Here is a 24,386-nt window from a genome sequence, read left to right on the forward strand (position 1 = left end):
GTGCTTGAGTTGCTATGGGCGAACATATAGATCTTTACCGTTCTTAACAGTCTTCACAACTTGAATATCCTTAATTTCCATTGGATCGACTTTTAATGGATTGTGATCAAGCTGCACCATATCAGCCAACTTGCCAGCAGTAAGACTGCCCTTTAAAGCCTCTTCTTTGTACTGATACGCAGTTACAGTGGTAAATCCACGCAGTGCTGTGTATGGATCAATGCGTTGATCGGGACCTAGAGTGCTGCCTCCATAGGTTTTGCGATTAACAGAAGTCCAAACCGTAAATAATGCGCTTGGGCCAGATGAAGGTGCGTCATTGTGAAGACCAAATTGCATACCTTTTGTTTTGGCCAAATTGAGCGGAACCATATTGCTAGCCCTCTCATCCCCCAGGATCTGTCTATACACATCGCCATACATCCAAATATGGTTAGCCATAAATTGAGGAAGAATCTTATTGGCCTTGTATTGATCTAGTTGATCATCACGAACAAAAAAGGAATGCGAGATGACTGATCTACGGTCTTCAGTAACGCCTGTTTCTTGTATTGCCTTGGCAATTCCAGAAAGCGTCATATCAATACCAGCATCTCCATTGGAGTAGCCGAAGTACTGGATATTCTTTTCGTAAGCTAACTTGGCGTATTTATCCACTAAGCCTTGAGTGGCAACAGCCATACCACGCCAGTCTTTTGGAAAGCCTGTGGTGTCGGCATAAGGCTTAGTGAAATAGGCCAAACGCAATTGCGGCGCACCATCCGTTGAGACCAGTACTCCAGCAACCTTAAAACCACCATCACCCTTCGTATAGATACCAAATGGGTAATTTTGGTTAGTCGCGAGCAGTTGATCAACCACATCATTGGTAGGCAATGCAATCAGGTCCAAGCTAATAACGTTGCGATCTACCGCTTGGCGCATATTACTAATATCTTGAATTGTCGATTCATAACTTTGCGCAGTCGTATATCCATTGGAGGCATAAATCTTTTCAGCTTTGCGATATGTTTCCATCGTTAAATCACGAGAATACTTACCGAACACCTTCGCGGTTGCCTCTATATTGGGATTGCCAATCAATTCACCGGTAAGTTTTCTAGTTTTTGGATCCACGGGCAGCATGCCTTGGGTAACTTTAGTATCTTTGGTAATCCCCAGCTTCTGTAGACCTGCAGTATTCACAATACCGGTCAAAGTAGAAATATTATTTATAAATACGGGTTGATTCGGAAAGGCTGCATCTAACTGTGCAATCGTTAAAGGACCATCAGTCAGAAAAGCATCCGCATATTCCGATCCAATAATCCAACCATTAAATGGTCGCGCCTCATTCTTCAGGCGGCTAATGAGTTCTTGAGTGGTGTGCGGAGGCTTGGATGAAAAATAACCTAAATTAACAGTCAAAGTATTCTGCGCAATCAAAGTAAAGTGCCCCCAGGCATCGATAAAGCCTGGCAATAAGGTTTGACCCTTCAAATCATTCATTACCGCATTGGCGCCAGCCTCATTTAAAGCCTCTTTCATATTGCCAACGTAAGCAATCTTCTTACCCTTCACCACTACCGCCTCAACATACTGCGGCTTTTCACCTTCCATGGTCAGAATGTCGCCATTGAAATACACGCTTGCAGTATCTGCAAATGCTTGGGCAGCAATCAAAAGAATGAATGCGGTAAATATATTTTTGAGGATTTTCATTGGTGGCTTACTTTTATTGGGCAGTGAGGTCGCTAGATGAGGCGATGAAAAGATCATACCAAACACTCTAAATACCACTCAGTTACGGATAGAAGGCGTAGTCCATTAAATACCCTGCAAGTCATGAATTCCTCACTAGGAAAATCCAGAGGCTCAGCGCAACTAAACACCGGGGCAATACCTTATTGTGCGCTAGGATTTTTATCTACAACTTTATTACCGTCAGAATAGCTTGGTAAAGAATTGACCCACGGGTATCCTGAAACTGCTTTGGAGTATGCGTATTCAAACAGTGCATTCATATAACTCTCATCAAATAATCCTTGTGAAGGCTGATTGAAATCTGAATCTATATAAGCAAGGTTGAATTCCACGCCATCCAACTTGGTGGTTTCATAGATTTGTAATAAGTCGCCAATACCCTGCTTATTAATAATTTGCTCAATTGCCCTCAATGCAATCGAAACGGACCAACGCTGGGTGTCCGCCCAGCTTGCGCTTAATTTGTCATTACGAATGATGAAGGCCCGTCTTTTCTTAACCGATGGGTTTACAAGCTTATCAACCACCACTGGTAAAGAAGATGGGTATAGAAAAACCTGGGTTGAGGCGCCGCCATCGACATGCATCTCTTGGTATGCCTGGCCATTAATAAATACATCAAACATCACTGGCGGGAAAAGAGCTGGCACGGAGGCTGAGGCGAGCATCACTCTTTTAAACAAATCTAACGCGGCAGGGTCGCTACTAGCGGCTATCTCACCCATATTCCACACTACAGGCTGACCCGCATCTAAATCAGTGGTGCCAATCAGTAAAGCTCTGTGCTTCACTTGATATTCATAAGCAATCTTGTGCAATAGATTTTCAGTGACATGAATATCTAAAAGCTTCTTCAAGGGATGGTCTATTGCCAAGGAGTCATCCATCAGTCCGGAGAAGATGTTCCTGGGCACAAAAATATTGGACTGATCCGTGTCGGTATATAGTTTTTTTAATACTGGATCGCTTTCAGAACCCAGAAATGCGAATGGCGCCATCAATGCACCAGTACTCACGCCCGTTACTAATTTAAATTCAGGGCGCGTACCGCTTTTAGTCCACCCAACTAATAATCCCGCTCCAAATGCGCCGTTATCACCGCCACCGGATAGAGAAAGATAGCTTGTACTATCCTCCAATACTCGCTTGGGTTGAGAGGCTTCAAATTTTTGAGAGGCTAAAAGATATTTCTTGATACCTTCTTTGGTGTCAACAAAATAACGGATGTCGGGCATCCCTGCAATTTGAGCTTGATTTGTTTGGTCAGATGGAACAGCCGGCTTTCTAGGCATGCCGATACAGCCAGACAAACCTGCTATAACAAAGAGGAGTAGGGCCCCACGTATGATTTGTAGTAAATTTTTCTTAGTCATTCAAAATCATCCGAAGCCATTTATCAATAAAAGCATTGTAAGTGCTTACCCACCATGGGTCATGACTCTTTCCTCCCAAAAAGACCAGGCAATAAGATGGGCTCTTCATATGGGCAAATTCTATAATTGAGCATCAACTAACGGAATGTCGACCTTAAGCGCCAATGATTATGAATCCACATAAATATCTTCTCGCTTCAATACTGGGATTCATGTCAGCTGCACACGTCTATGGATATTCAAACCCCCTCGAAGACCCTTTACTCAATCCCTGGTTAACACCATTAAATCAATGCGCCCAAGAAAATGGTCAGTATCAACTTGATATGGATATGGGATTTTTAAATACAGATTACTTTTGCCGTATAGATCAAAAGCAAGGCGTCATTTTTCTAACAAAAGATAAACAAGCAACTAACCGAGATGCTTCACGTTTAGCTCTGAAGAAGATCGATTCCTGCCAATTAATCAATTCAGGAAGAATCTTAGTCGGAGCAAGTAGAGACTCTGTTGCGGATCTGCAGAATCTTTTGAAAAATAAACAACGAAATTTCAATATTCAAATCGGGAAGCTAAATGGCCTCTGGAATCCACCAGAAACCCATGCCAAGGTTTTCCAACTTGGCAATGGCGTCGATCAGTTCTTTACTGTTCACGGCTCCTTAAACCTACAAACGGTTGGCTTAACTTGCAAAGCTAACAATGCCCTTCGATTTACCGAAGTAAACCCAGTGATTTATGGCTACTTTAAAGATCTTGGAGATGCAGTTGAAGCCAATACCGGCAAGGGCAAATTCGCTGGTGCTGGCACTGAAAACTCGAGCGGCACTAATTTACCCACAGCCACCATTGGCAACTACCAAGTGCAGTTTTATGCAGGAAAAGGTATGGGCTTTGTAGGCAATAGCGTTGTACAGAAACCGTTTTGGCAAGACAATATTAACCCGCCCATCACAAACCAACACGCACCAGGTGTTCTGAATTGGTATGACAACATCATTTTTGATGCAGCCAAACAATTGCGACAGGGCAGAGATGTCAATATTGATTTACTTATTTTTGAGATCGGACAGGAGAACGCCTTTGTTAGCAATCTTTGGGATTTTGTCCAAAATGGATTTGAGAATGGCAAACCCGAAGATAAAACCTCTCAAGATATTGTTGCGCAACCCTATATTGGCAAGTTAAACGTACGTTTCTTATGGCAATTCCAGAGCGACCAGAAAGAGTCTGGAAAAACATATGCCCTGCTAAATGGTCCAAAGCAAATTGGGGGAGCCTCAAAGAATGCTCAAGCTGATTCCTATGCCTTAGAGAGCGCACGTATCTGGCCTATATTGAATCCCTCAGGAGTTGCGATCAACCCAGGCACACCTAGAGATATGCACAATAAGCTTGCTATCCTGAACGTTCAAGGCCATGAGGAGGAGCGCAAGATTTACATCACTTCTTCCAATATGGATACCCCAAATATTGGCAGTGGAAAACTTTGGCAAGCTGGCACCATTATTTCGGCGAAGCCTGGTTCCTACATATGGAGTGGAGACAATATCCACAAGCCTAATCTTTGGAATGCCTACAAGAACTATTTTGATCTACTCTGGAGTAATCGTGAAGGCCAACCCAATGCAGGGCAAATTGGCTTCTCTAAGCTTATTAATGATCAGAGAGCAAACGGGGTCGTCAACTGGATTGAGACAGTGCCACCAAATTCAGATATTAAATACAGGCCAAAAGAAGGTATTGATGCATTTTTCTTTCCAATACCTTTTGATTGATATCTTATTTTTCAAGAAACTCTAGAGACCCAAATCAATAATTGCCATCCCATAAGCTAAATAGGCTACCCATGGGTAGCCTATTCGGAAAATAATAAACCAAAGCTAACTAGTGAAGCGCTCCTGCTTTGGATGCAGATGAAGAAGCTCGCTCACCAATCAGTAATTCATGAACAATATGGGTTGATTCAAATGCCTGCATTAACCATTGCGGGATATTTTCGCAGATACAGTAAACGCCTCTGCGGCCACCGGCCTTCAAGCAAATTAATTTTGAGGAGGCCAGCTTTTTAAGATGGAAATCCAACGTTCCAGAATCAAATCCGAATTCATCAATCATGTCTTTGGGTCTAGCCCCTAATTTTCCAGATTGATAGATAAAGTCAAAGACCTTGAATCTTGTCTCGTTGCCTAAAGCCTCAAATACTGAAAGAGAATTTCTCATCCCCGCCCTCCAAAGTATTTAATTGGACGTGCCAGTTGTATAGTCAAGAATGGGATGGGATTGCCCGTGAATATCTCGCATCGCAACACTATGGATTGATTCTTCTACCTCAAGCGCTACTTCGCTGACTTCGTACTTGATGAGTCGAATTTCCTCAGCTAGGCTTTCAGATTTCGGATCCATGTGGGTAGGAATCTGATGTGGATTTTTGGAATTAGCCTGAACAGAGTCATCAATGTTTAACTGGATCTTGGTACCTGCAAGAGCGGCTGAACCACAAACCAGCAGAGAGAATGTCAACAAAGTAGCTAGTGGATGACGACCGCAAAATGAAGTAAAGGACATAAGGACCTCCAAAAAATGAACTTAGGTCATCCTAAGTACATCCTCATTTGAGAGCCATAGCACTTTAGCTCTAGCCACGTATTTTTCATGATTTTTTCGAAGACCCCAATGGTGCGAATTTAGAAAAATCCATTAAATAGGTCGTTTAAATAAAGGTTGAGGCCAAAATATTGATCTTGGTCAATATTAGCCCTAGAGCTAAAGTACTAGTAGAAATCGTGATACAAATGACATAATTATTCCTCCCAATATAAGCAATAAATAAAGTAAAAATAAGGACTTACATGCATCCCGTGTCATTGTTGATCGTCGACGATCATCCGGTCTACAGGGATGCCCTACATCAGTTCCTTACTCGAAAATTCTTTTCCTCCGGCACTCAAGTATTTTCAGCAAACTCGATTAAAGAGGGTCTCAATATAGTCCGCTCAAAAAAGTCCAAATGGATCATTCTTTTGGACCTATTAATCCCAGATTCAGAAAACCAACTATTCGGAATCCAAGAGTTTAAGAAGTGTGAAGACATCATAGCAATTGCTGCGATTTCAGGTCTGGAACAAGAAAGTTTAGAAAAAGAGTGTCTTGATGCTGGTTGTAGCATCTTTATTCCGAAAAGTAGTGACACCTCTTATATTTATCAAAGTCTGTGCAGCTTGATGGGATTGAGCCCAAACGAGGCTGAACTGACCCAGCTTACCGATAGACAAAAACAAATTCTGAGCCACATTTCTAATGGTGACTCCAATAAGATGATCGCCTACTCCCTCAACATCAGTGAGCAGACTGTAAAAGTGCACTTAGGTGAGATCTTTAAGAAAATCAAAGTATTTAACCGTACACAAGCTGTTATTAAAGCCAAAGAGAACGGGTGGGTATAAAACATGGATACCTTCTCAATAGAAAACAACAACGAATTGCTGCTGGAAGAAAAGTATCAATTTCTTGAAACAGCCTCTAAAGCCAATACGGCTGGAACAGTTATTGGACCCCTGCTCACTGGTATCTTAGTATTTCAGGAGGCGCCACTTGGTCCGCTTTCTATCTGGCTAGGAACCATGTTGGTCTGCGTAATTTTCAGGGCCTATATGGTCTTGACTAGGAACAAAGATCAACAGCTATCGGTCAAACGAAAAATATTCAACCTGAATCTTGGTGTATTTACTGTTACTGCATGTTGGGGCTTAGGCTGGCTCATCGTTGCACCAACCCTTCCCTTTAACTTACAGTGCTTATATCTATTGATGAGCTCAACGGCTGTGTTTGTAGGTCTTTATGGCTATTCTATTCATCGCTCAACCTTTATCTGCTTTGCGCTACCAATCTTTGCAGGTCAGTTTATTTCCAGCCTTACACCTCCGCTCATGTTTCCATGGCCGATTCTCATGGGTGAATTTGCATTCTCGTTATACGCAATAAAGATGTCATCATATTTTTCTAGCTCATGGGTTAAAACAGTGAGCCTACAAATTCAAAATCAAACCCTCAATAAAGAACTAGAGCTTGAGCGCAATACTGCAATTGCGGCAAATATCGCTAAATCAAAATTTATTGCGACAGCCAGCCATGACCTCAGGCAGCCACTTCATGCCGTCAATATTTATCTAGATCTATTTGAGCCAAATAAACTCAACCACAAGGAAAAGATTAACTTTCTGCAAATTAGAAAAAGTATCCAAACCTTAAACTCTATGTTTAAGTCCCTTCTAGACTTGAGCAAATTAGATGCGGGTGCATCCGATAAGTTAGCAAAGCCTTTTGAGCTCATAGAACTAATTGGCTTCCTATCCAATACATTCACCCCAATCGCAACAAATAAAAACCTAGTGCTCCAGTTTGAATTCTTGAATATGGGAATTAATGGCGATAAGTTTCTACTGCAGCAGCTGCTTGGGAACTTGATATCTAATGCAATTCAATACACTGCATCAGGAACGGTGGAAGTCAAACTTAACTCTCATAATGGTTGCTTGCATATATCTATAAAAGATACGGGCTATGGAATTGATTCAGCCCTGCTGGATAAGATTTTTGATGAATTCTTTAGGGTGGACAGCACCCGAAACATGCATGATGGGCTTGGGTTGGGTCTCTCGATTGTCAAGAGGCTTTGCAAAACGTCTAATACAGACCTCGCTGTTGAATCTATTTTGGGATCCGGAACTACTTTCAAGTTGCAAACCAAATACTCCACAACTGCATTACCAGATGAGGTAGAAACACCAGCAACCCACTCACCCGAACACAAGCTAGGATCACAAGACTTTCTTTTGGAGGCCAAAAATATTGCAGTCTTTGAGGATGACCACACTATTTTTGAAGCTTATAAGCAAGCGTTGACACAAAATGGGTTCAACGTCCTTTCGCTCTCAGAGGATAGCCGGGACTTGGCAAATCAATTAGCCAATATTAATCATATTGATTGCATCCTCAGTGACTATCGCCTAGAAACTACTACTGGAGATCTCATCATTCAACAGCTACGTGATAGTTTTGGCATAGACATTCCATCCATCATCATTACTGCAGACACCTCTCCCCAGCATATCCAGTTATTCAAAGGTCTGAATATTGAGGTGTTGTATAAGCCGATCGGCTATAGCGATATCGTTGATGCAATTAAATTACTACTACAAAAATAACATCATTTACAGGAACACAAATGAGCGCATTTAAATACATTTGCATTGCAAGCATTATTACAATTACAGTTTCTACATATGCTTATGCAGAGACCAAAGCAAATCCGTGGTCTGGCGCATACGGGCAAGTGGGCTTAATTGGCTACGAGAGCTACATACCCAAAGGTGCGAGTGGGACAACCACAACCGCAAGTGGGATTACGTTTCCGAATTCCTCAACCGCAAATCATGCCAATGGACCTGCAGCCAATATCGGAATCGGCTACAACTTTGATCTTGGCAGTAGCTATTTATTAGGTATCGGCGCAGCTTTGTACCTAGGTCACTCTAGATCTGCAAGCTCTACACTTGTTACAACTACGCCCGCTGGGGCATCCGTGAAAACTGGCACATATGATGCATCTAACATCTTCAGCTTTTCCCTACTTCCAGGCTATATGATTAATGAGACACACTTAGTATATGCAAAGGTAGGGTACGCTGGGTCAACAATCAACGCCAATTCTTCAGGAAATTACCCTCAGCAATCCAATAGGGTCAATGGAACTGTCTATGGCATTGGCTACAAGCAATTTATATCTGGCTCTATCTACGCCTTTGGCGAGGGGAACTACGCCGTGAATAGAGCAAAGGCGGTCACCGTTCTAACAGATAGTGGTGCAACCGTAAAATCCACTGCAGATGCAACTGGTTACGACTTTGTCTTTGGTGTTGGCTATCACTTCTAAAAGCTACGCCCAAAAATGAATCAAAAAAAACCACCCCTAGGGGTGGTATTAATATTCAAAAATCTGTCAAGGAAATTTGAATAGTTAGGAACCTCCTTTATAACCTACCAAATCTAGAAGTGGTAAATTTTAATCAAGATTATCTGACGTCTAGAGCTAAAGTATTAGTCCTGAGCAATCCCAGCATTACCCATTGCATCTGAGTGAATACTTTGCGCTGCATGAGCTTGCTCTTCTGCGTTAAATTTATTGAATGCCATTGCACTTGCCAAACCCATCAAGAATGCACATATCGCTACGATTAAATTTGTACTGAGTTTTCCCACTTTTCTTCCCCATATAAATTAAAAAATAAAAGCTAATCTCTTTAGCCGGGAGAATAGTAATTCATAAAACAGAAAAGATTTGTGAAATTTATACTTGGTAGAGCTAAAGTATTAGCTCAATTCATCAACGCAATAGAGCTAAAGTTTTATATACATAAGTCACCTCTAAATTTATTCTTCATATCACTTAAAACCCATTTGGCAGACTTAGTTAATGAAGAAAATCTTTTTAGTGATCACCCTATTTGCTCTAATGAATCAAGCGCAGGCCTATGAACCGAGTGAATGCGACGGTATGTCGATCTGGAAAAAATCCATAAAAAATTCTCCGGACATCATGACGCGTACTTGCAATATATTTGGGATGAACTACATTGAGGTTAAGAGTCAACTAAAGGAAAATCGCTGTATTGTTGTAACCAATACAAAAACAGGTGATCAATGGAAGTATTTCTTCTTGCACAAGCAATCCATCAAGTCATTGGGAAGTCCTCTCCTTGATCCAGAAGATTTCACTGTTGCATCAAATAGCGTAAAAGAGGGTCGTTGCAACTCATAACTCGTTATCACCTTCTGAATTAGTACATTAGTAGAAAAGCCACCCGCAGGTGGCTTTTAATCTTTGAGGAAGTTATTACTACTCATCCCAAGGAAATCGAGCGCGGGATAAATCTTCCATGATTTCTCGCTTACTGTGACCAGGTCTCCTGGGATAACCAGAGTCCCACTTGCTTTCAATCTCACGATCAGAAGGGGCTTCTTTTTCCGTGTCTTGAAGCCCTTCTTTGTTGTCAGGCTCTGCATTGGAGTGATTGGTCATCTGAGTTGGTGCAATATTGCAGGAGTTTTCAAATTAACTCAGAGATTTCAATTAGGTTCTGATCTGGATCACGAACATATACTGAGTTAATCTTTTTTGTAGCTCCAGTACGAATGACTGGGCCTTCAATAATTGGCCAATCTTCCGCTTTCAGCTTTTCAATTACTTGCTCAAGTGGGCGATCAGCGATAAAGCAAAGATCCAATGATCCTGGAGTCGGTATATCTGCCTTAGGCTCAAACTCTTTACCTGTAATGTGCAGATTGATCTTTTGATTGCCGAACTTAAAAGCTTTGCGCTCGACTGGTGGGGTACCGCCAATAAAAGACTCTAGTTTCATGCCCATCACGCGGGTATAAAAGTCCTCGCATTCCACTTCTTTTGAGGTGGTGAGTACTAAGTGATCTAAATGGTCAATCATGATTAACTTCGGACTTATTGAGCGCGGCGCAATTCATCTACGTAACTTGGCTCAGGGTGCAATGTGCAAGTACTACCAGCCTTAGCGACTTGACCAGGGACCTCGTGACCTACGATCTGTGGCAATTCTTTAGCAAGGTGCAATAACTTGGGAATGTTCATCCCGGTCTCGTAACCCATAGCATCGAGCATATGAATAGCATCTTCACTTGAGATATTGCCGCTTGCGCCAGGCGCGTATGGACAGCCGCCTAATCCGCCTAGTGAGCCATCAAAGCGAACGATGCCCGATTGCACGGCGGCCAGGACATTAGCTAAGCCCATACCTCTGGTGTTATGAAAGTGCATAGTGAGTTGTATATTGGGAAAGCTTTTTTGCAATGACTCGCTCATTCTTTTAACTTGATCTGGATTAGCCATACCTGTTGTGTCGCAAATGGTGAGGCCTCGCACACCTAGATCAGCAAAGCGTTGCGCAAAGCCTTCCACTACTGCTTGAGAAACTTCACCTTCCATAGGGCAGCCAAAGCAGGTGGAGAGTGAAATATTAATCGGCGTTCTGCCATCAACATATTTGATCACTTCGGCCAATCCAGAGAAGCTCTTTTCTCTACCCATGCGCAGATTTGCTAAGTTATGGGTCTCTGATGTGGACATCACGAGGTTGAACTCATCCGCTTTGGATTCAAAAGCGCGCTCTGCACCTCTTAAATTAGGTACCAGTACGGTGTATTCCACTCCGGGAACGCGCTTAATGCGACCCATCACCTCTTCGGCATCGCGCAGCATTGGAATAGCCTTAGGTGATGTAAAGGAGGTCACCTCGATTTTGGCATAGCCGCATTCACTCAAAGCATCAACCAGCTTTACCTTGTCATCAGTTGGCACAAAATTGGCCTCAATCTGAAAGCCATCTCTGGTTACTACATCATTGAAATAAATTCTGGTCATATTATTTTCTTCTTAGTCTCTTTACTTATTTATCTTTTTTATTTTTTTATTTTTTTATTTTTTTATTTTCTTCTATTTTCACTTAGTAAATGCAATACCGCGCTCTTTTAAGGATGCGACTTGGTGATCACTTAAGCCAATGCTCTTCAAGATCTCATCAGTGTTCTGCCCGATATCTGGGGCAAGCGTCTTAATGGACCCTGGCGTACGCGACAGCTTCGGAATTACACCAGGTACGTCGACCTTGCTGCCATCTTTCATCTGAATGGTCTGAATGTTTTCTCTTGCCTTGTAGTGTGGATCATTGGCAATATCAGCAACGGTATAGATACGTCCCGCAGGTACCGCAACCGAATCCAGCGCATCCAAGGCTTTAGTGGTGCTGACTGTTTTAGTCCACTCACCAATTGCTTGATCAAGTTCAGCTACTCGCTTTACACGTCCATCGTTATTTTCTAACTGCGGATCATTACCTAAATCATCGCGCCCGATGACAGTCATCAAGCGCTTGAAGATGCTATCGCCGTTACCAGCAACTAATACATAGCCGCCATCAGCGCACTGATAAGCATTAGTTGGGGCAATACCAGGCAAGGCGCTACCTGCCGCTTGGCGCACTTCACCAAATGCGCTGTACTCAGGGAGCAGGCTTTCCATGCAATTGAATACCGCTTCATATAGAGCAATATCAATGATCTGACCTTTGCCGCTGTTATGACGCTCTTGTAATGCCAACAAAATACCAATCACACCATGCAAGGATGCCAAGGTATCACCGATACTGATACCCACGCGTACTGGCACTCTGCCTGGTTCCGCAGTGAGGTGACGTAAGCCACCCATCGCTTCAGCAACCACACCAAATCCGGGCTTATCTCTGTAAGGACCAGTTTGGCCATAACCACTAATGCGAAGCACAACTAACTTTGGGTTGAGCTCGAGTAATTTTTCTGGATCAAGACCCCAGCCCTCTAATGTGCCAGGGCGAAAGTTTTCAATTAATACGTCCGCCTCTTTGACTAAAGTTCTGACGATATCTTGAGCTTCGACTTCTTTTAAATCCAATGAGAGTGAACGTTTATTGCGTGACTGTACTTGCCACCAAATGGATGTGTCATCTTTTAATAGTCGCCACTTACGCAAGGCATCGCCAACTTTAGGCGGCTCAATCTTAATAACATCAGCTCCGAAATCGGCTAATGTTTTAGCAGCAAAGGGTCCGGCAATGAGTTGCCCCATCTCCACGACTTTTAACTTAGATAACGGCTCCATTACATCCCCTGAAATACGCGTTAGTGCAGTGCTATCCTGCATTTTTAAGACTTATATTGTCATTTTAAGACCTATCCCGCTGAACTTTCATAGACATCCATTTCAAAGCAATTGAGAGTCTATATACCCATAAACCCTGGGGGTAAGAATGAAATCCCGACAAGATATAGAATGAATTTATGACCAATTTTCTAGACCCCGCCATTTTGTTTTTCATATTTGGGGTATTTGCCGGATCGGTCAAATCCAACTTAGAAATTCCTCCGCAAATTTCTCGGTTTCTGTCTCTCTATTTATTAATGGCTTTGGGACTGAAAGGAGGCTTCGCTCTTCATAAGTCTGGATTCACTAGCGAGATTGCTTACTCCCTAGGATTGGCAGTATTTCTTGCCATCATCATTCCCATTATTGGCTACTGGATACTCAGAAGAAAGTTGGGCGCTTTTGATGCTGCAGCAATTGCAGCTACTTATGGTTCAGTTAGTGCGGTTACCTTCATTACCGCCACACAATACTTAGATCAATTCAATATTGTCTATGGCGGCCACATGGCAGCAGCGATGGCGCTGATGGAATCGCCTGCTATTATTCTGGCAATTGTCTTGGCAAATAAAGCCCGCGCATCTATGTCAGCAAGTTCTGCTGTGAAGCAAGAACCCGCTGGAATTTCTAAAATTCTGCATGAGTCATTTACAGATGGTGCGCAACTACTATTGTTGGGATCAATGGCAGTAGCTTTAGTGAGTGGTGACTCTGGTCAAAAATTAATGGCACCCTTCTCTATTGACCTCTTTAAAGGAATGCTGTCCTTCTTCTTGCTCGATATGGGGCTCATGGCTGCCAGAAACTTTAAAGGTTTAAAAGGTAAACCACCCATTACCCTGCTCTATGCAATTGGCTCACCACTATCACACGCGCTTTTAGCCTTAGCGCTATGCATGCTCATTGGACTTCCTCTAGGTAACACCATATTGCTGATGGTTCTTGCGTCTAGCGCATCGTATATTGCAGTGCCGGCAGTACTACGTCATGCTCTACCAGAAGTGAACCCCGCTTTATACATGGGGATGTCTTTGGGGGTTACCTTCCCATTCAATATTATTTTGGGCATTCCGCTGTACACCATCATTGCCAAGCAATTTCTATAGAGCGCTAATCCAACCACACTGGATGCTTATGCATTACTGATTTAAATAAATCAGAATCTAGATGTTGAGTTAGCCAAGCTTTAACTGCAGGTATCGATAGTTGCTCAAACTTTTTTGCATCTACCATTGAAAACTGTCTGATAAATGGAAAGATAGCCACATCCACCCATGTCATTTTTTCGCCCAACAAGTATGGAGACTTTTGCAAAGCTTGCTCCATCGGTAGCAACATGAGTTGCAATGCTTCGTTTAGAACTTCCTCCGAATCTAACTCCGGAAAGCGATTGGGGTATTTATATTGATCCAATAAGGCCTTGAATGGGCCATCATTTTTCCCAATCCAATGTTGAGCAATCGCATCGTCGACGTCTCCCCATCTAGCAGGGTCCGATTGCTTGATCGCCCATTGCATAATGTCCACGCTTTGATCTAGAACGACATCACCCATACAAAGAACAGGGACAGTTCCCTTGGGCGAAGCCAGTAACATCGATCGAGGCTTATTGCGTAGCTCAATCTCACGGTGCTCAACATCTATGCCGGCGTATTTCAGGGCCATACGCGCCCGCATTGCATAAGGGCAGCGGCGATAGGAATACAAGATCATTGAAATGGCGCTTTATAAACAGAATTTGCCCACTTTAAATCATCTTTAATCGGTTGGAGCCGGTTTTCCCGGAATTTCATTAAACACCCCTGGGATTGAGTAGAATATTTTTACTATTTACAAAGAAGGATGCGCTAATGTTGGCACCAAAAAAACGGGGGATCCCCTCTCAATTACTAGCAGGATTATTAGTTACTGCGCTCAGCCTACCTGCAGTAGTTCCATTGAGTTATGCACAGGGCAGCGGCCAAGCCCAAGCAAGCAAGCAATCCCAAGCGCAATTAGAAGCGCTAGTTGCTCCGATTGCTTTATATCCAGATCCTTTAGTCTCGCAAATATTAATGGCTTCTACCTATCCCCTGGAAGTTTCCGAGGCGACCAATTGGTTACGCAACAACAGCAACCTCAAAGGGGATGCATTAAATAACGCCTTGCAACAACAGAACTGGGACGCTAGCGTAAAGTCCTTGGTTTCTTTCCCACCCATTTTAGAAATGATGGGCTCACAACTGAGCTGGACTCAAAACCTGGGTAATGCAGTACTGGCTCAACAATCCGACACGATGGCAGCGATTCAAGCATTGCGTGCTAAGGCCAAGAAAACTGGCTCACTGCAATCCAATTCTCAACAAACGGTTACGACTCAAGGCAGCGGTTCTTCTGAAACCATCATTATTCAGCCTGCCAATCCCCAGGTGGTTTACGTTCCTTCATACAACCCAACAGTAGTTTATGGAGCTTGGCCTTATCCAGCCTATCCGCCGGTTGCTTACTACCCGCCTGGCTATGTAGCGAGCACTGCCCTTCTCTCTTTTGGAGTGGGCATGGCCGTTGGCGCAGCGCTTTGGGGTGGATGCCACTGGGGTGGCGGTTATGGCGGCGGCAATTCTCTCACCGTAAATAACAACAACTTTAATAACTTCAACCGCAATACCAATAGCAATTGGTCTGGTAACAAAAATGGCACTAGCGACTGGAAACCAGATCAGCAACGCCGTAATGCCAATATCAGTGGCGGTGGCGCAAACCGAGATGCTGAACGTGACCAGCTACGTCAGAACCTTCAAAAAAATGGCATCAGCAGTGATAACCGTGGCAACCCAGGTAATTCAGGAAATCGTGATGGCAACCGTAATGATGGTGACCGCAATATGGGACAAAACGATCGCTCAAGCGATCGCGCTCCAATGAATCGCGATAGTTCACCAAGTAATTTTAGAAACGACTCTAGCGGCTTTGGTGATGCCCGTGGCGCCAAATTTAATGGCGGTGGCGATCACTTTGGAGGTGGTGGGGCTCGTATGAGCAATGAACACTTTGGCGGCGGCGGTGGCTTTAGAGGCCGACGCTAAGCAAACAAGATTCCAAATTTAATTTAAGACTAATACGAAAGAAACAATATGAAAAAGCAGATTCTATTAATGGCATGCACTAGCGCAGCTTTGTGGTTCTCCACAGGAACTCAAGCGGCTAACATGATCAGCACACAAGAGCTCTTGCAAGACTGTAAGGGCACTAACGGCACTTTTATTACCTGTGAGATTTATGGCCAGGCCGTCTACGACACTTATTTAGTAACTCGAAACTCAAAAACAGCCCCAGAATTTATTTGCGTGAAGCAACCTGCACCAACTCGTAAAGAAGTAATCCAGGATTACGTTAAATGGGCTGAGGCAAATTCTAAATATGCCACCGATCCTGCTGCCGATACTATTCTGCGTTTCTTAGCAGGCAAATTCCCCTGTGGAAAATAAGCTTCATTAAGCAATAAGAGCAATACAGCAATAAAGGCCACTCGCAAGTGGCCTTTATTTTTTGCAGCTCTATCTAGAATTTAGTAATTGACCCTTTGCCAGCCGCTTGGGCAAGCTTGAGTTTGTGGATAGTAAAGTCCATTTTCAGGACAAAAAGCGGCTGTCTGCGGCTGTGGTGGGTAAACATAATGCGGCGCGTAATAAACGGGTGCTGGCCTGTAATAGGCATTAGCAACAGCGACTCCTGCAACGGCACCAACTGCAAATGGGGCCCAACCGCCATACCAGCCACCGCCATGACCACCGTAATAGTAGCCACCTCTGCCACCATGCGCACTAGCTGATGTAGCCAGACCTGCAAGCAGCATTCCTGTAAGCAGGCAAACCCATATCTTTTTCATGCAGACCTCCCAGTCATCAAGGAATGACATCCTTTCCTACACAACGGATTAGGTTTAAGGCAGGTTGACACTTTTAAATCAAATACTTTTTATCCCCTCTAGGGGGTCTTTTTAGCTCTACAGGCATCCGAACAGTATTTAATGGACTCCCAGTTTTTTGCCCAGGACTTTCTCCAAGTCATTTCTTTTTTACAAACGACGCAGATCTTGCTTGGTAAAAAGCTTTTATTTCCCTTGAATATTGTCTTGGTCATGCTTACCTATAGATCATCGAGGTGACTCAAAATATGTTTAGCATGAAGTGTGATTTCTTTTTGATCATCATCACTAATTCTTTTGAGGTTTGCCGTCATTAATCTGGTTCGAGGGCTAGCCTCAAATTGGTCTCGATGCTTGATCAAGAAATTCCAGTACAAAGTCGTCATTGGGCAAGCCTCCTCCCCATAACGAACCTCAGGCTTATATTTGCAAGCTCCACAATAGTTACTCATGCGCTTGATATAGGCGCCGCTAGCGATATAAGGCTTACTAGTAAACCTACCACCATTCGCAAATAACGCCATCCCGGCAGTATTTGGAAGCTCAACCCACTCAATTGCATCCACATAAATCGCTAAATACCACTCACAGACTTCCTGCGGCAGAATTTCCGCTAAGAGCGCAAAGTTACCTGTCACCATTAAGCGCTGAATATGATGGGCATAGCCGTATTGCAGTGTTTGACCAATGGCATCCTTCATGCAGGCCATCTGGGTCTTGCCAGTCCAATACCATTTAGGCAATGCATTTTGATGTTCGTAATAGTTATCGAGCGCCATCTGTGGCATGTCGAGGTAATACATGCCTCGTACAAATTCACGCCATCCCAATACTTGCCGAATAAATCCCTCGATTGTGGAAAGATCTAAAGAATACTTTTTCCAAGCAGCAATTACTGCATTGACAACCTCGCGGGGGTTGAGCAATTTAAGATTCAGTGCGCTCGACAAAATGGAGTGCCATCCAAATGGCGTATCCGTCCACATTGCATCTTGGTAAACGCCGAAGTTTCTTAAGCGGTATTCAACAAAATATTCCAAAGCTTTAACTGCCTGATCTCTTGTAACCGGCCAATTAAATGACTCAAGGGATCCAGGGTGATCTGAATAGGTCTTCTGAACAAAGTCCATTACTTCTTGTGTAATGGCATCCACTTCAAATGAAGCAGGCGCATCAATAATGCCGGGCCCCTTTTTTGGGTAGGGCTTACGATTATCTTGATCGAAATTCCACTGACCGCCCTCGGGATTGCCTTCGCGGTCCACCAAGATATTGTGCCGCTTACGCATCAGGCGATAAAAATACTCAAGTCGGAGTTCTTTTTTATTGGCAGTCCATTCCGCAAACTCTTGGCGGGTGCAATAAAAATGATCGTCGTCACGCATTTCTAGTTCAATATTGAGCTCAGCAGCCAAAGACTCCAGAGCTTGCTTTAGGCGCCACTCCCCTGGCTCGATACAAACTAAGTGCTTTACATTCTTTTGCTGAATTTGCGCTTTAAAAGTCTCCACAAGTGATAACGGAGAATTTTTAATATAAGTCAGCGGGTAATTTAGCTTTTCCAGCGCCAATGCAAAGTGGCGCATTGCGGAAAGAAATAAAGCGATCTTAGCTTTATGAGACCAAACATATTGCGCCTCATTTGCCGACTCCATCATGATGATTTCATCTGTCTTGGGATTAAAGCCTCGCAAAGCGGAGCTCTGCAAATCCAACTGATCACCCAGAATCAGAATGAGGCGCTTAGGATGATCTGATAGGCGACCTGATTGCTGCTTCATTTGCTCTTGTATTGTGTTGGGCAGTAAGCCCTGGTAACTTCTTCGCTGCGCAAGGCGCTATGTTTTGTTGCTCTTCCGGTAACCCTTTTTCGCCAGAGTTCAAAAGAGCTACGCTTGAGTTCTCTACGCATAATGGCAATGACTTGCGGCTCTCCCAGACCAAAGGTTTTCTCAATCGCATCAAATGGCGTGCGATCTTCCCAGGCCATTTCAATCAGGCGAGATAGATCGGGTTCTGCGAGGGTCTTGAGAGCTAGTTTTGGCACCCTGCAAGTTTAAGACTTATTCAATAAACTAGCTTGAGCCCATGATTGGAAAAATACGTCAAAAACTGATTGCATTGGATCAGCCCGCTTCAAAACCGGTTGAGGCAATCATTTGCCCAATCTGTGAGCGATTCATCCCGGATTCACAAAAGGATGCCCACCATCTCATCCCCAAGTCCAAGGGTGGGAAAACAACTGAATACCTCCATCGTATCTGCCATAAGCAAATTCATGCCTTATTTACTGAAACAGAATTGGCGCAGCAATACCATCATGCCCAGATCCTGAAAGAGCATCCAGAAATGCAGAAATTTATTCAGTGGGTATCCTCAAAGCCCGATGCTTTTTATGAGAAGACTCGGAAAAGCGCAAGACTAAAGTAACCTTATTGGATCCAACTGCACTCTTTAGGTGCAAACTATTTTGATTTTGTGCACATCAAAATATCGTTCTAATTCTTAAAACTTAAGATAGATCATGCGCATCAAAATTACAAAGAGCCTGGTGTTACCAGCCCAAATACTCGAGACTGAAAGTATTCCTGGAGCCCTATTTCCTGAGGGCGACTATCTTGCCAACCTGACGCCTGATGGAAAGATTGAGGTTATTAATACCCGAACAATTAAAGCACTGTTTTCTTTCTCTCAATTTAGAGAAAGGGTCTCACTTGGAGAATTTATTGTGATGGAGGCTTAGTGAGGATGTCAGTGTGCCAAATCTAGACTTACAACTACAGCAGTCAAAGCCGAAACGGATTCGAATGCTTTGGATTGCGACCCATTTGCATCCACATCCTCCCAATTAAATTCAAGAGAAAAGTGGGCGGACTCCACTATCAACTCATAGCTGGTTAAAGGTTTATTACCTTCGCCTGCCTTAGGCTCTTCGCTGACCGGCACTCGCAGTGATTCAATGGCGGCAATTAATGTACTCACTTCATTACCGGTTAACTCGCGTGTGCGCAGCACATCATCCGTGCGCTTAATCGAAATCTTCGCCATCTCATCAATGGTCACTTCATATTGATTAAGACCGAGATCCTCCCAAACAGTCAACTCTAGAGCAATTGGGTATGCATTCATTAATCTACCTCGTCAACATGGGGTTCATCAAAGTGTTCTTTATGAGGTCTGCTCTTTGCTGCTAATTGAGTCCATTTACTTTGATGGATTCTGTAGTCGCAATTTTCAGCATGATTCTCTAGCAGGCCAAAAATAATGGTAGTAGGAATTTTGCAATGAAGGCATCGATAAGCATGCTGATGCTCTTCAATCTTCTCTTGGGGGTAATCGATATAAAACGGCTTCATTACAACCCACTCCTTCCAGACCAAGTATGTAAAAACATCTTACACCTGAGCCTAGCTGAAGTGGCTACCATTTAAGGGTAATTAGCTATCTCACTAGCTAGCCCTCCAGCTCGCCTTCCCATTTAGAGATAACAGCTGTCGCCAAGCCGTTGCCCAATACATTGGTTGCTGAGCGCGCCATATCCAAGAAGTGATCCACGCCCAGAATTAAGAGAACTCCAGCCTCGGGAAGATTAAATTGCGATAGGGTTGCAGCAATCACTACCAATGAGGCCCGCGGTACACCCGCAATCCCTTTGGAAGTAATCATCAACACCAGAAGCATTAGCAACTGTTGACTGAGCTCCATCTCAATACCGTACACCTGCGCAATAAAGATCGCCGCAAAGGTGCAGTACATCATTGAGCCGTCTAAATTAAATGAATATCCAACCGGTAAAACGAAAGAGGCAATTTTATTTTTACAGCCAAAACGCTCAACTCTTTCTAAAGTCATTGGATAGGCCGCTTCAGAACTCGCGGTAGTAAAAGCAAGTAAGGCGGGTTCACGTAGCATTTTCACTAACTGCCAAGTACGCTTTTTAAGAACGAGCGAGCTAATTAAAATAATAACTAGCCACAGCATTGCGATTGCCGCATAGAAACTGAGCATGAATTTTCCATACGTCATCAATATGCTGATGCCATTCTCAGCAATGACTGAAGAGACTGCTGAGAATACGGCGACAGGAGCTAGCTTCATCACTGCTGTCGTAATCTTCAACATGATGTGGGAGAGCATGTCTAGATTGCGAATGAACTCATCAGCCCGTGCGCCCATACCTGCCGCACCAACACCGAAGAAAACAGCAAAGACAACAATCTGCAAGATTTCATTCTTTGCCATTGCATCAAAGATGCTGACCGGGAATATATGTCTTACAAATTCCGGAAGATTCAAGCTGGCTTTATTCAGACCCGTATTTGCTGTGATTTCAGGGAGCGTCAATTCGACCCCAATACCTGGCTGCAAAATATTCACCATGACTAAACCCAGCAACAGCGACACCAGAGACATGGAGATAAACCAGGAAAAGGTTTTTAAGCCCACCCGCCCTATTGTGGAAGCATCACCCATTTTGGCTATACCAACCACTAAGGTAGCAAATACTAGTGGAGCAATGATCATTTTGATCAAACGCAGAAACACATCCGTCAAGATAGAGATGTAAATCACATACTGATCTGGGAAGGTGGAACCTGCACCATATAGATTTACAAGATAACCAACTAGGATACCTAAGACCATGGCCCCCAGAATGAAGTTGGTTAGCTTTTTAGAGTTCATGGATGACCTATATAAATGAGGGGTATCCTAAGATTCTACCTATCTTTAAACCCACTGAGACGCTAGCTTGCAATCAAGAGGCCTATTTGAGTCGATAATGTTTGGCTGACACACCGAAGAGAAGATGAATATGCTCCCTTGTATCGAACTAGAAACCACCCCGAATCCAACAGCTGCCGTAATCTGGCTCCATGGCCTTGGCGCCGACGGTAATGACTTTGTTCCCATCATCCCAGAATTAAAACTCTCCGGATGTCCTGGCATTCGCTTTATATTTCCGAGCGCTCCAAGCATGCCGGTCACTGTCAATGGCGGATACGTGATGCCAGCATGGTATGACATCATTGGTAGAAACCTCATGGACCAAGAAGATGCTGCCGGCATTCAAAGATCCGCAGCAGCTATTGTTGAGTTAATTGAAAAAGAAGCTAGTCGTGGCATTACATACGACAAGATTGTCTTGGCAGGATTTTCACAAGGCTGTGCAATGGCCCTACATATTGGTCTGCGCTTTCCACATAAGCTTGCTGGGATCATCGCGCTATCGGGTTACCTACCGCTGGCAATGACTGCCAATCTAGAAAGGCATTCCGCTAACTCTAGTACACCTATCTTTATGGCACATGGCACCTATGACCCAGTAGTAGCGCTGGATCGCGCAGAGGCGTCATATGCGGCACTTGAAAAAATGGGCTATGCAGTAGATTGGAATGAATACCCTATGGAGCACTCAGTCAATCATGAAGAGCTCATGGATATCTCGCGCTTCTTGCAACAGGTATTAGTGACTAAATAAGTCCATCGGCAATGAGTTTGATGCTAGCTATCAGCAAGAAGAATCTCACGGTACGGTAGTACCACTTCATAGAGATTCTTTTTGCTAAGTAGAAACCAAAGTAAACGCCGACTGGTACACAAGGCAACAAGATAATAGAAGTTGCCAGCTGCTTATAGTTCAGTAAATCCAAATAGGCATAAGGGCCTAACTTCCCAAAATTAATAATCGTGAAAAAGACGCCTAGCGTCGAGGTATAAACCATCGGCAGAAGCTTTTCTCTGAGCATATATACCGTAATTGGTGGCCCACCAATATGTGCAACGAATGATGTAAATCCAGATGTCAGTCCCATTGCACGTCCAAGCCATGGATAGGACTTTGTCTCCGCCATATCCATACGCGACATAGCCAGATTTTGAATTAAAAAGAGGAGGGTAAAAATACCAATTGAGAGTGTTAAAACCTGCGGCGTTATAGCGGTAAAGAAAATCATTCCCAAAAGAAGTCCCGCTATTGATGGCGGAATAATAATCTTCAGAATACGCCAATCAGCATTACGAATGAAACGACGCAAACCCACCAAATCGATAGCGATCAACAGTGGCAGCAAAATTGCCAATGCCTCATTAATACTGGACTGACTTGCCATTAGCGGCAAAGAAAGAATCCCTAGGCCGGCACCAAAGCCACTCTTGGAGATCCCAACAATGATGACACTCATCACAGCGCAGACAAAAAATGCAAATGAGTGCGCATGGAAGGACTGAGCCAGTGAGGCGGCAATTAAATCAAACATCAGCAGATCTTACCAAGCAATGAATAGATAGACAGCCGCCGCAGCCATAAAGCCTGTAGCTAACCATCCAAAAAATCGCATTGTCAATGAAGCAACATGAATCCCCATCACGGATTGCTTGGATGACAAGATCATAATCGCCACCATTAAAGGAACAGCAACAACCCCATTAATCACCGCACTCCAAAATAAAGCCTTCATAGGGCTGATGGGTGAATACTGAATTGCCAGAGCCACTAAAACACTGAATGCAATGATGGCGTAGAACTTACTTGCTTGGGCGGCAGAATCTTCGAGGCTTGAGCGCCAACCAAACACTTCAGATAAAGCATAAGCAGCTGAGCCAGCGAGCACAGGAACACCCATGAGTCCTACACCGAGAATCCCAAGGGCAAATAACAAGAAAGTAAATTCACCAGCAAGAGGTCTTAGTGCGGACGCTGCTTGTGCAGCAGTATTAATGTCCTTTATACCGGCAGCATGTAGCGTCACTGCCGTAGCGAGAATAATGCAGTAAGCGGCGACATTAGAGTACAACATCCCGCTCCAGGTATCCCAATGAATTCTTCTCAGCTCTGTTTTTACTTCTTCATCATTTTGATTCTCAAGCAGACTGGTCTGCCCTCGGAGATTCATATCCTCTACCTCTTGAGAGGATTGCCAAAAGAATAAGTAGGGGCTGATAGTGGTGCCAAAAATACCAACAACGACCGCAGCCGACTCTGCACTCCATGTCAGCGTAGGAAAGAATGTACTCCAGATCACATCACCCCAAGGAATATGAACAGTAAAGAGAACCGCACCGTATGCCAATAGGGATAAAGATAACCATTTCAGAAAGAAAACATAATGGCGATACGGAATCAATATTTGCAATGCCAAAGTCAGCAACACAAAGATACCTGTCATGATGTGCCAATTGATGCCCGTAACTAACTGTGCTACCTCGCCCATTGCGGCAATATCAGCAGCAATATTGAGGACATTGGCAATTAAGAGTAACAACACAAGAATGATTAATACTGCAGGCGGAAAGGCAAGCTTCATATTCGCAGATAAGCCGCGCCCCGTTACCCTGCCAATACGAGCACATAAGACCTGAATGGTCGACATCAATGGGTAGGCAAACGGCATAGTCCATAGCATGTTGAGACCAAATTGCGCACCCGCTTGAGAATAAGTCACTATCCCACTGGGATCATCGTCCGCCACACCCGTCACCAATCCTGGACCCACTCTTGATAATGGATGCTGCTTAATGCGGGACCATATTGCCGATAGATTCATGCTTTCAGTGTAGCCTCTAATCAAGAAAAAGGACTCATATAGAGCCCTTTAGT

General features: G+C 43.8%; 30 protein-coding genes. 11 read left to right on the top strand and 19 right to left on the bottom strand.

Translation table 11 applies throughout. The annotated features are described in order from the left end of the window. Positions 1-12 precede the first annotated feature (12 nt). Both ICN18_RS06970 and ICN18_RS06975 read right to left on the bottom strand, forming a co-directional pair. Positions 13-1,701, bottom strand: a complete 1,689-nt coding sequence (locus ICN18_RS06970; RefSeq protein WP_216189780.1) for an amidohydrolase — start codon at positions 1,699-1,701, stop codon at positions 13-15. Between the two features lie 182 nt (positions 1,702-1,883). Beyond that, positions 1,884-3,116, bottom strand: coding sequence for a patatin-like phospholipase family protein (locus tag ICN18_RS06975; RefSeq protein WP_216189781.1), 1,233 nt, complete (start codon positions 3,114-3,116; stop codon positions 1,884-1,886). A gap of 170 nt (positions 3,117-3,286) precedes the next feature. Here ICN18_RS06975 and ICN18_RS06980 point away from each other — a divergent pair, with 170 nt between their 5' ends. Then, positions 3,287-4,894, top strand: a complete 1,608-nt coding sequence (locus ICN18_RS06980) for a hypothetical protein (protein ID WP_216189782.1) — start codon at positions 3,287-3,289, stop codon at positions 4,892-4,894. 109 nt (positions 4,895-5,003) lie between these two features. On the opposite strand, the gene ICN18_RS06985 is transcribed toward ICN18_RS06980, so the two are convergent. Further along, positions 5,004-5,339 carry a winged helix-turn-helix domain-containing protein gene (locus tag ICN18_RS06985; protein ID WP_216189783.1) on the bottom strand — a complete coding sequence of 112 codons (336 nt, stop codon included), beginning with the start codon at positions 5,337-5,339 and terminating at the stop codon, positions 5,004-5,006. An 18-nt stretch (positions 5,340-5,357) separates the two neighbouring features. Continuing rightward, entirely contained in the window at positions 5,358-5,684 is a 327-nt protein-coding gene (locus ICN18_RS06990) for a hypothetical protein (protein WP_216189784.1), read from the bottom strand. A gap of 284 nt (positions 5,685-5,968) precedes the next feature. Between ICN18_RS06990 and ICN18_RS06995 the strand changes: the two genes are divergently transcribed. From ICN18_RS06995 to ICN18_RS07005, 3 genes are read left to right on the top strand one after another with little or no spacing between them, the layout of a single operon-like run. Further along, complete coding sequence (locus ICN18_RS06995) at positions 5,969-6,562, top strand: response regulator transcription factor (protein WP_216189785.1); 594 nt, start codon at positions 5,969-5,971, stop codon at positions 6,560-6,562. Between the two features lie 3 nt (positions 6,563-6,565). Continuing rightward, complete coding sequence (locus ICN18_RS07000; RefSeq protein ID WP_216189786.1) at positions 6,566-8,323, top strand: ATP-binding protein; 1,758 nt, start codon at positions 6,566-6,568, stop codon at positions 8,321-8,323. 20 nt (positions 8,324-8,343) lie between these two features. Continuing rightward, a complete protein-coding gene (locus ICN18_RS07005; protein WP_216189787.1) occupies positions 8,344-9,051 on the top strand; it encodes an outer membrane protein in 708 nt (235 codons plus the stop codon). A 164-nt stretch (positions 9,052-9,215) separates the two neighbouring features. Here ICN18_RS07005 and ICN18_RS07010 read toward each other — a convergent pair whose 3' ends face one another. Continuing rightward, entirely contained in the window at positions 9,216-9,377 is a 162-nt protein-coding gene (locus tag ICN18_RS07010) for a hypothetical protein (RefSeq protein ID WP_216189788.1), read from the bottom strand. A 214-nt stretch (positions 9,378-9,591) separates the two neighbouring features. On the opposite strand from ICN18_RS07010, the gene ICN18_RS07015 reads away from it, so the two are divergent. Next, on the top strand, positions 9,592-9,936 hold the full coding sequence (locus ICN18_RS07015; RefSeq protein ID WP_216189789.1) for a hypothetical protein: 345 nt from the start codon (positions 9,592-9,594) through the stop codon (positions 9,934-9,936). A 78-nt stretch (positions 9,937-10,014) separates the two neighbouring features. On the opposite strand, the gene ICN18_RS07020 is transcribed toward ICN18_RS07015, so the two are convergent. The 4 genes from ICN18_RS07020 to ICN18_RS07035 all read right to left on the bottom strand — a co-directional run bounded on the left by ICN18_RS07020 (position 10,015) and on the right by ICN18_RS07035 (position 12,882). Further along, positions 10,015-10,197, bottom strand: coding sequence for a hypothetical protein (locus ICN18_RS07020; protein WP_216189790.1), 183 nt, complete (start codon positions 10,195-10,197; stop codon positions 10,015-10,017). A 28-nt stretch (positions 10,198-10,225) separates the two neighbouring features. Next, the gene (locus tag ICN18_RS07025) at positions 10,226-10,618 is read right to left on the bottom strand and encodes a VOC family protein (protein ID WP_216189791.1); all 393 of its coding nucleotides are present in this window, start codon (positions 10,616-10,618) and stop codon (positions 10,226-10,228) included. A 14-nt stretch (positions 10,619-10,632) separates the two neighbouring features. Further along, positions 10,633-11,568 carry a hydroxymethylglutaryl-CoA lyase gene (locus ICN18_RS07030; protein WP_216189792.1) on the bottom strand — a complete coding sequence of 312 codons (936 nt, stop codon included), beginning with the start codon at positions 11,566-11,568 and terminating at the stop codon, positions 10,633-10,635. Between the two features lie 78 nt (positions 11,569-11,646). After that, positions 11,647-12,882, bottom strand: a complete 1,236-nt coding sequence (locus ICN18_RS07035) for a CaiB/BaiF CoA transferase family protein (RefSeq protein WP_255532136.1) — start codon at positions 12,880-12,882, stop codon at positions 11,647-11,649. Between the two features lie 137 nt (positions 12,883-13,019). Between ICN18_RS07035 and ICN18_RS07040 the strand changes: the two genes are divergently transcribed. Next, on the top strand, positions 13,020-13,988 hold the full coding sequence (locus ICN18_RS07040; protein ID WP_216189793.1) for a sodium-dependent bicarbonate transport family permease: 969 nt from the start codon (positions 13,020-13,022) through the stop codon (positions 13,986-13,988). 4 nt (positions 13,989-13,992) lie between these two features. On the opposite strand, the gene ICN18_RS07045 is transcribed toward ICN18_RS07040, so the two are convergent. Further along, complete coding sequence (locus ICN18_RS07045; RefSeq protein WP_216859997.1) at positions 13,993-14,595, bottom strand: glutathione S-transferase; 603 nt, start codon at positions 14,593-14,595, stop codon at positions 13,993-13,995. A gap of 137 nt (positions 14,596-14,732) precedes the next feature. Here ICN18_RS07045 and ICN18_RS07050 point away from each other — a divergent pair, with 137 nt between their 5' ends. Then, positions 14,733-15,947 (top strand): DUF3300 domain-containing protein, encoded by a 1,215-nt coding sequence (locus ICN18_RS07050; protein ID WP_216189794.1) that lies wholly within the window; start codon positions 14,733-14,735, stop codon positions 15,945-15,947. A gap of 48 nt (positions 15,948-15,995) precedes the next feature. Beyond that, on the top strand, positions 15,996-16,349 hold the full coding sequence (locus ICN18_RS07055; protein ID WP_216189795.1) for a Rap1a/Tai family immunity protein: 354 nt from the start codon (positions 15,996-15,998) through the stop codon (positions 16,347-16,349). 80 nt (positions 16,350-16,429) lie between these two features. Here the strand turns inward: ICN18_RS07055 and ICN18_RS07060 are convergent, their stop codons facing one another. From ICN18_RS07060 to ICN18_RS07075, 4 genes are all read right to left on the bottom strand, one after another. Then, positions 16,430-16,750 (bottom strand): hypothetical protein, encoded by a 321-nt coding sequence (locus ICN18_RS07060; RefSeq protein WP_216189796.1) that lies wholly within the window; start codon positions 16,748-16,750, stop codon positions 16,430-16,432. Between the two features lie 98 nt (positions 16,751-16,848). Next, positions 16,849-17,004: a DUF2256 domain-containing protein gene (locus ICN18_RS07065; RefSeq protein WP_216189797.1), complete on the bottom strand. Its 156-nt coding sequence runs from the start codon at positions 17,002-17,004 to the stop codon at positions 16,849-16,851. Positions 17,005-17,010: 6 nt separating this feature from the next. Beyond that, positions 17,011-18,570, bottom strand: a complete 1,560-nt coding sequence (locus ICN18_RS07070; RefSeq protein WP_216189798.1) for a cryptochrome/photolyase family protein — start codon at positions 18,568-18,570, stop codon at positions 17,011-17,013. After that, positions 18,567-18,836: a TIGR03643 family protein gene (locus tag ICN18_RS07075; protein ID WP_216189799.1), complete on the bottom strand. Its 270-nt coding sequence runs from the start codon at positions 18,834-18,836 to the stop codon at positions 18,567-18,569. The genes ICN18_RS07070 and ICN18_RS07075 overlap by 4 nt, the downstream gene beginning before the upstream one ends. Before the next feature lie 41 nt (positions 18,837-18,877). Between ICN18_RS07075 and ICN18_RS07080 the strand changes: the two genes are divergently transcribed. Further along, complete coding sequence (locus ICN18_RS07080) at positions 18,878-19,219, top strand: HNH endonuclease (RefSeq protein ID WP_216189800.1); 342 nt, start codon at positions 18,878-18,880, stop codon at positions 19,217-19,219. A gap of 94 nt (positions 19,220-19,313) precedes the next feature. Beyond that, the gene (locus tag ICN18_RS07085; protein ID WP_216189801.1) at positions 19,314-19,532 is read left to right on the top strand and encodes a hypothetical protein; all 219 of its coding nucleotides are present in this window, start codon (positions 19,314-19,316) and stop codon (positions 19,530-19,532) included. A gap of 8 nt (positions 19,533-19,540) precedes the next feature. On the opposite strand, the gene ICN18_RS07090 is transcribed toward ICN18_RS07085, so the two are convergent. The 3 genes from ICN18_RS07090 to ICN18_RS07100 all read right to left on the bottom strand — a co-directional run bounded on the left by ICN18_RS07090 (position 19,541) and on the right by ICN18_RS07100 (position 21,472). Further along, positions 19,541-19,918 (bottom strand): hypothetical protein, encoded by a 378-nt coding sequence (locus ICN18_RS07090; RefSeq protein WP_216189802.1) that lies wholly within the window; start codon positions 19,916-19,918, stop codon positions 19,541-19,543. Next, a complete protein-coding gene (locus ICN18_RS07095; RefSeq protein WP_216189803.1) occupies positions 19,918-20,145 on the bottom strand; it encodes a hypothetical protein in 228 nt (75 codons plus the stop codon). The genes ICN18_RS07090 and ICN18_RS07095 overlap by 1 nt, the downstream gene beginning before the upstream one ends. Before the next feature lie 97 nt (positions 20,146-20,242). Next, positions 20,243-21,472, bottom strand: coding sequence for a dicarboxylate/amino acid:cation symporter (locus ICN18_RS07100; protein ID WP_216189804.1), 1,230 nt, complete (start codon positions 21,470-21,472; stop codon positions 20,243-20,245). A gap of 130 nt (positions 21,473-21,602) precedes the next feature. Between ICN18_RS07100 and ICN18_RS07105 the strand changes: the two genes are divergently transcribed. After that, positions 21,603-22,268: an alpha/beta hydrolase gene (locus tag ICN18_RS07105; RefSeq protein WP_216189879.1), complete on the top strand. Its 666-nt coding sequence runs from the start codon at positions 21,603-21,605 to the stop codon at positions 22,266-22,268. Here ICN18_RS07105 and ICN18_RS07110 read toward each other — a convergent pair. Together ICN18_RS07110 and ICN18_RS07115 are read right to left on the bottom strand one after the other, a co-directional pair. Next, complete coding sequence (locus ICN18_RS07110) at positions 22,261-23,046, bottom strand: sulfite exporter TauE/SafE family protein (RefSeq protein WP_216189805.1); 786 nt, start codon at positions 23,044-23,046, stop codon at positions 22,261-22,263. The genes ICN18_RS07105 and ICN18_RS07110 overlap by 8 nt on opposite strands. Positions 23,047-23,055: 9 nt before the next feature. Next, a complete protein-coding gene (locus ICN18_RS07115) occupies positions 23,056-24,333 on the bottom strand; it encodes an NRAMP family divalent metal transporter (protein WP_216189806.1) in 1,278 nt (425 codons plus the stop codon). Positions 24,334-24,386: the final 53 nt, after the last annotated feature.

The sequence above is a fragment of the Polynucleobacter parvulilacunae genome (genome assembly GCF_018881715.1).
Lineage (GTDB): Bacteria > Pseudomonadota > Gammaproteobacteria > Burkholderiales > Burkholderiaceae > Polynucleobacter > Polynucleobacter parvulilacunae.

Excerpts from the sequence above, each read along its gene's own strand:
- ICN18_RS07100 (WP_216189804.1), bottom strand. The coding sequence starts at position 21,472 with ATGAACTCTAAAAAGCTAACCAACTTCATTCTGGGGGCCATGGTCTTA.
- ICN18_RS06985 (WP_216189783.1), bottom strand. The coding sequence starts at position 5,339 with ATGAGAAATTCTCTTTCAGTATTTGAGGCTTTAGGCAACGAGACAAGA.
- ICN18_RS07115 (WP_216189806.1), bottom strand. The coding sequence starts at position 24,333 with ATGAATCTATCGGCAATATGGTCCCGCATTAAGCAGCATCCATTATCA.
- ICN18_RS06975 (WP_216189781.1), bottom strand. The coding sequence starts at position 3,116 with ATGACTAAGAAAAATTTACTACAAATCATACGTGGGGCCCTACTCCTC.
- ICN18_RS07070 (WP_216189798.1), bottom strand. The coding sequence starts at position 18,570 with ATGAAGCAGCAATCAGGTCGCCTATCAGATCATCCTAAGCGCCTCATT.
- ICN18_RS07110 (WP_216189805.1), bottom strand. The coding sequence starts at position 23,046 with ATGTTTGATTTAATTGCCGCCTCACTGGCTCAGTCCTTCCATGCGCAC.
- ICN18_RS07095 (WP_216189803.1), bottom strand. The coding sequence starts at position 20,145 with ATGAAGCCGTTTTATATCGATTACCCCCAAGAGAAGATTGAAGAGCAT.
- ICN18_RS06990 (WP_216189784.1), bottom strand. The coding sequence starts at position 5,684 with ATGTCCTTTACTTCATTTTGCGGTCGTCATCCACTAGCTACTTTGTTG.
- ICN18_RS06995 (WP_216189785.1), top strand. The coding sequence starts at position 5,969 with ATGCATCCCGTGTCATTGTTGATCGTCGACGATCATCCGGTCTACAGG.
- ICN18_RS07055 (WP_216189795.1), top strand. The coding sequence starts at position 15,996 with ATGAAAAAGCAGATTCTATTAATGGCATGCACTAGCGCAGCTTTGTGG.
- ICN18_RS07035 (WP_255532136.1), bottom strand. The coding sequence starts at position 12,882 with ATGCAGGATAGCACTGCACTAACGCGTATTTCAGGGGATGTAATGGAG.
- ICN18_RS07050 (WP_216189794.1), top strand. The coding sequence starts at position 14,733 with ATGTTGGCACCAAAAAAACGGGGGATCCCCTCTCAATTACTAGCAGGA.
- ICN18_RS07025 (WP_216189791.1), bottom strand. The coding sequence starts at position 10,618 with ATGATTGACCATTTAGATCACTTAGTACTCACCACCTCAAAAGAAGTG.
- ICN18_RS07085 (WP_216189801.1), top strand. The coding sequence starts at position 19,314 with ATGCGCATCAAAATTACAAAGAGCCTGGTGTTACCAGCCCAAATACTC.
- ICN18_RS07030 (WP_216189792.1), bottom strand. The coding sequence starts at position 11,568 with ATGACCAGAATTTATTTCAATGATGTAGTAACCAGAGATGGCTTTCAG.
- ICN18_RS07060 (WP_216189796.1), bottom strand. The coding sequence starts at position 16,750 with ATGAAAAAGATATGGGTTTGCCTGCTTACAGGAATGCTGCTTGCAGGT.
- ICN18_RS07080 (WP_216189800.1), top strand. The coding sequence starts at position 18,878 with ATGATTGGAAAAATACGTCAAAAACTGATTGCATTGGATCAGCCCGCT.
- ICN18_RS07040 (WP_216189793.1), top strand. The coding sequence starts at position 13,020 with ATGACCAATTTTCTAGACCCCGCCATTTTGTTTTTCATATTTGGGGTA.
- ICN18_RS07000 (WP_216189786.1), top strand. The coding sequence starts at position 6,566 with ATGGATACCTTCTCAATAGAAAACAACAACGAATTGCTGCTGGAAGAA.
- ICN18_RS07065 (WP_216189797.1), bottom strand. The coding sequence starts at position 17,004 with ATGACCAAGACAATATTCAAGGGAAATAAAAGCTTTTTACCAAGCAAG.
- ICN18_RS07045 (WP_216859997.1), bottom strand. The coding sequence starts at position 14,595 with ATGATCTTGTATTCCTATCGCCGCTGCCCTTATGCAATGCGGGCGCGT.
- ICN18_RS07005 (WP_216189787.1), top strand. The coding sequence starts at position 8,344 with ATGAGCGCATTTAAATACATTTGCATTGCAAGCATTATTACAATTACA.
- ICN18_RS07015 (WP_216189789.1), top strand. The coding sequence starts at position 9,592 with ATGAAGAAAATCTTTTTAGTGATCACCCTATTTGCTCTAATGAATCAA.
- ICN18_RS06970 (WP_216189780.1), bottom strand. The coding sequence starts at position 1,701 with ATGAAAATCCTCAAAAATATATTTACCGCATTCATTCTTTTGATTGCT.
- ICN18_RS07105 (WP_216189879.1), top strand. The coding sequence starts at position 21,603 with ATGCTCCCTTGTATCGAACTAGAAACCACCCCGAATCCAACAGCTGCC.
- ICN18_RS07090 (WP_216189802.1), bottom strand. The coding sequence starts at position 19,918 with ATGAATGCATACCCAATTGCTCTAGAGTTGACTGTTTGGGAGGATCTC.
- ICN18_RS07020 (WP_216189790.1), bottom strand. The coding sequence starts at position 10,197 with ATGACCAATCACTCCAATGCAGAGCCTGACAACAAAGAAGGGCTTCAA.
- ICN18_RS06980 (WP_216189782.1), top strand. The coding sequence starts at position 3,287 with ATGAATCCACATAAATATCTTCTCGCTTCAATACTGGGATTCATGTCA.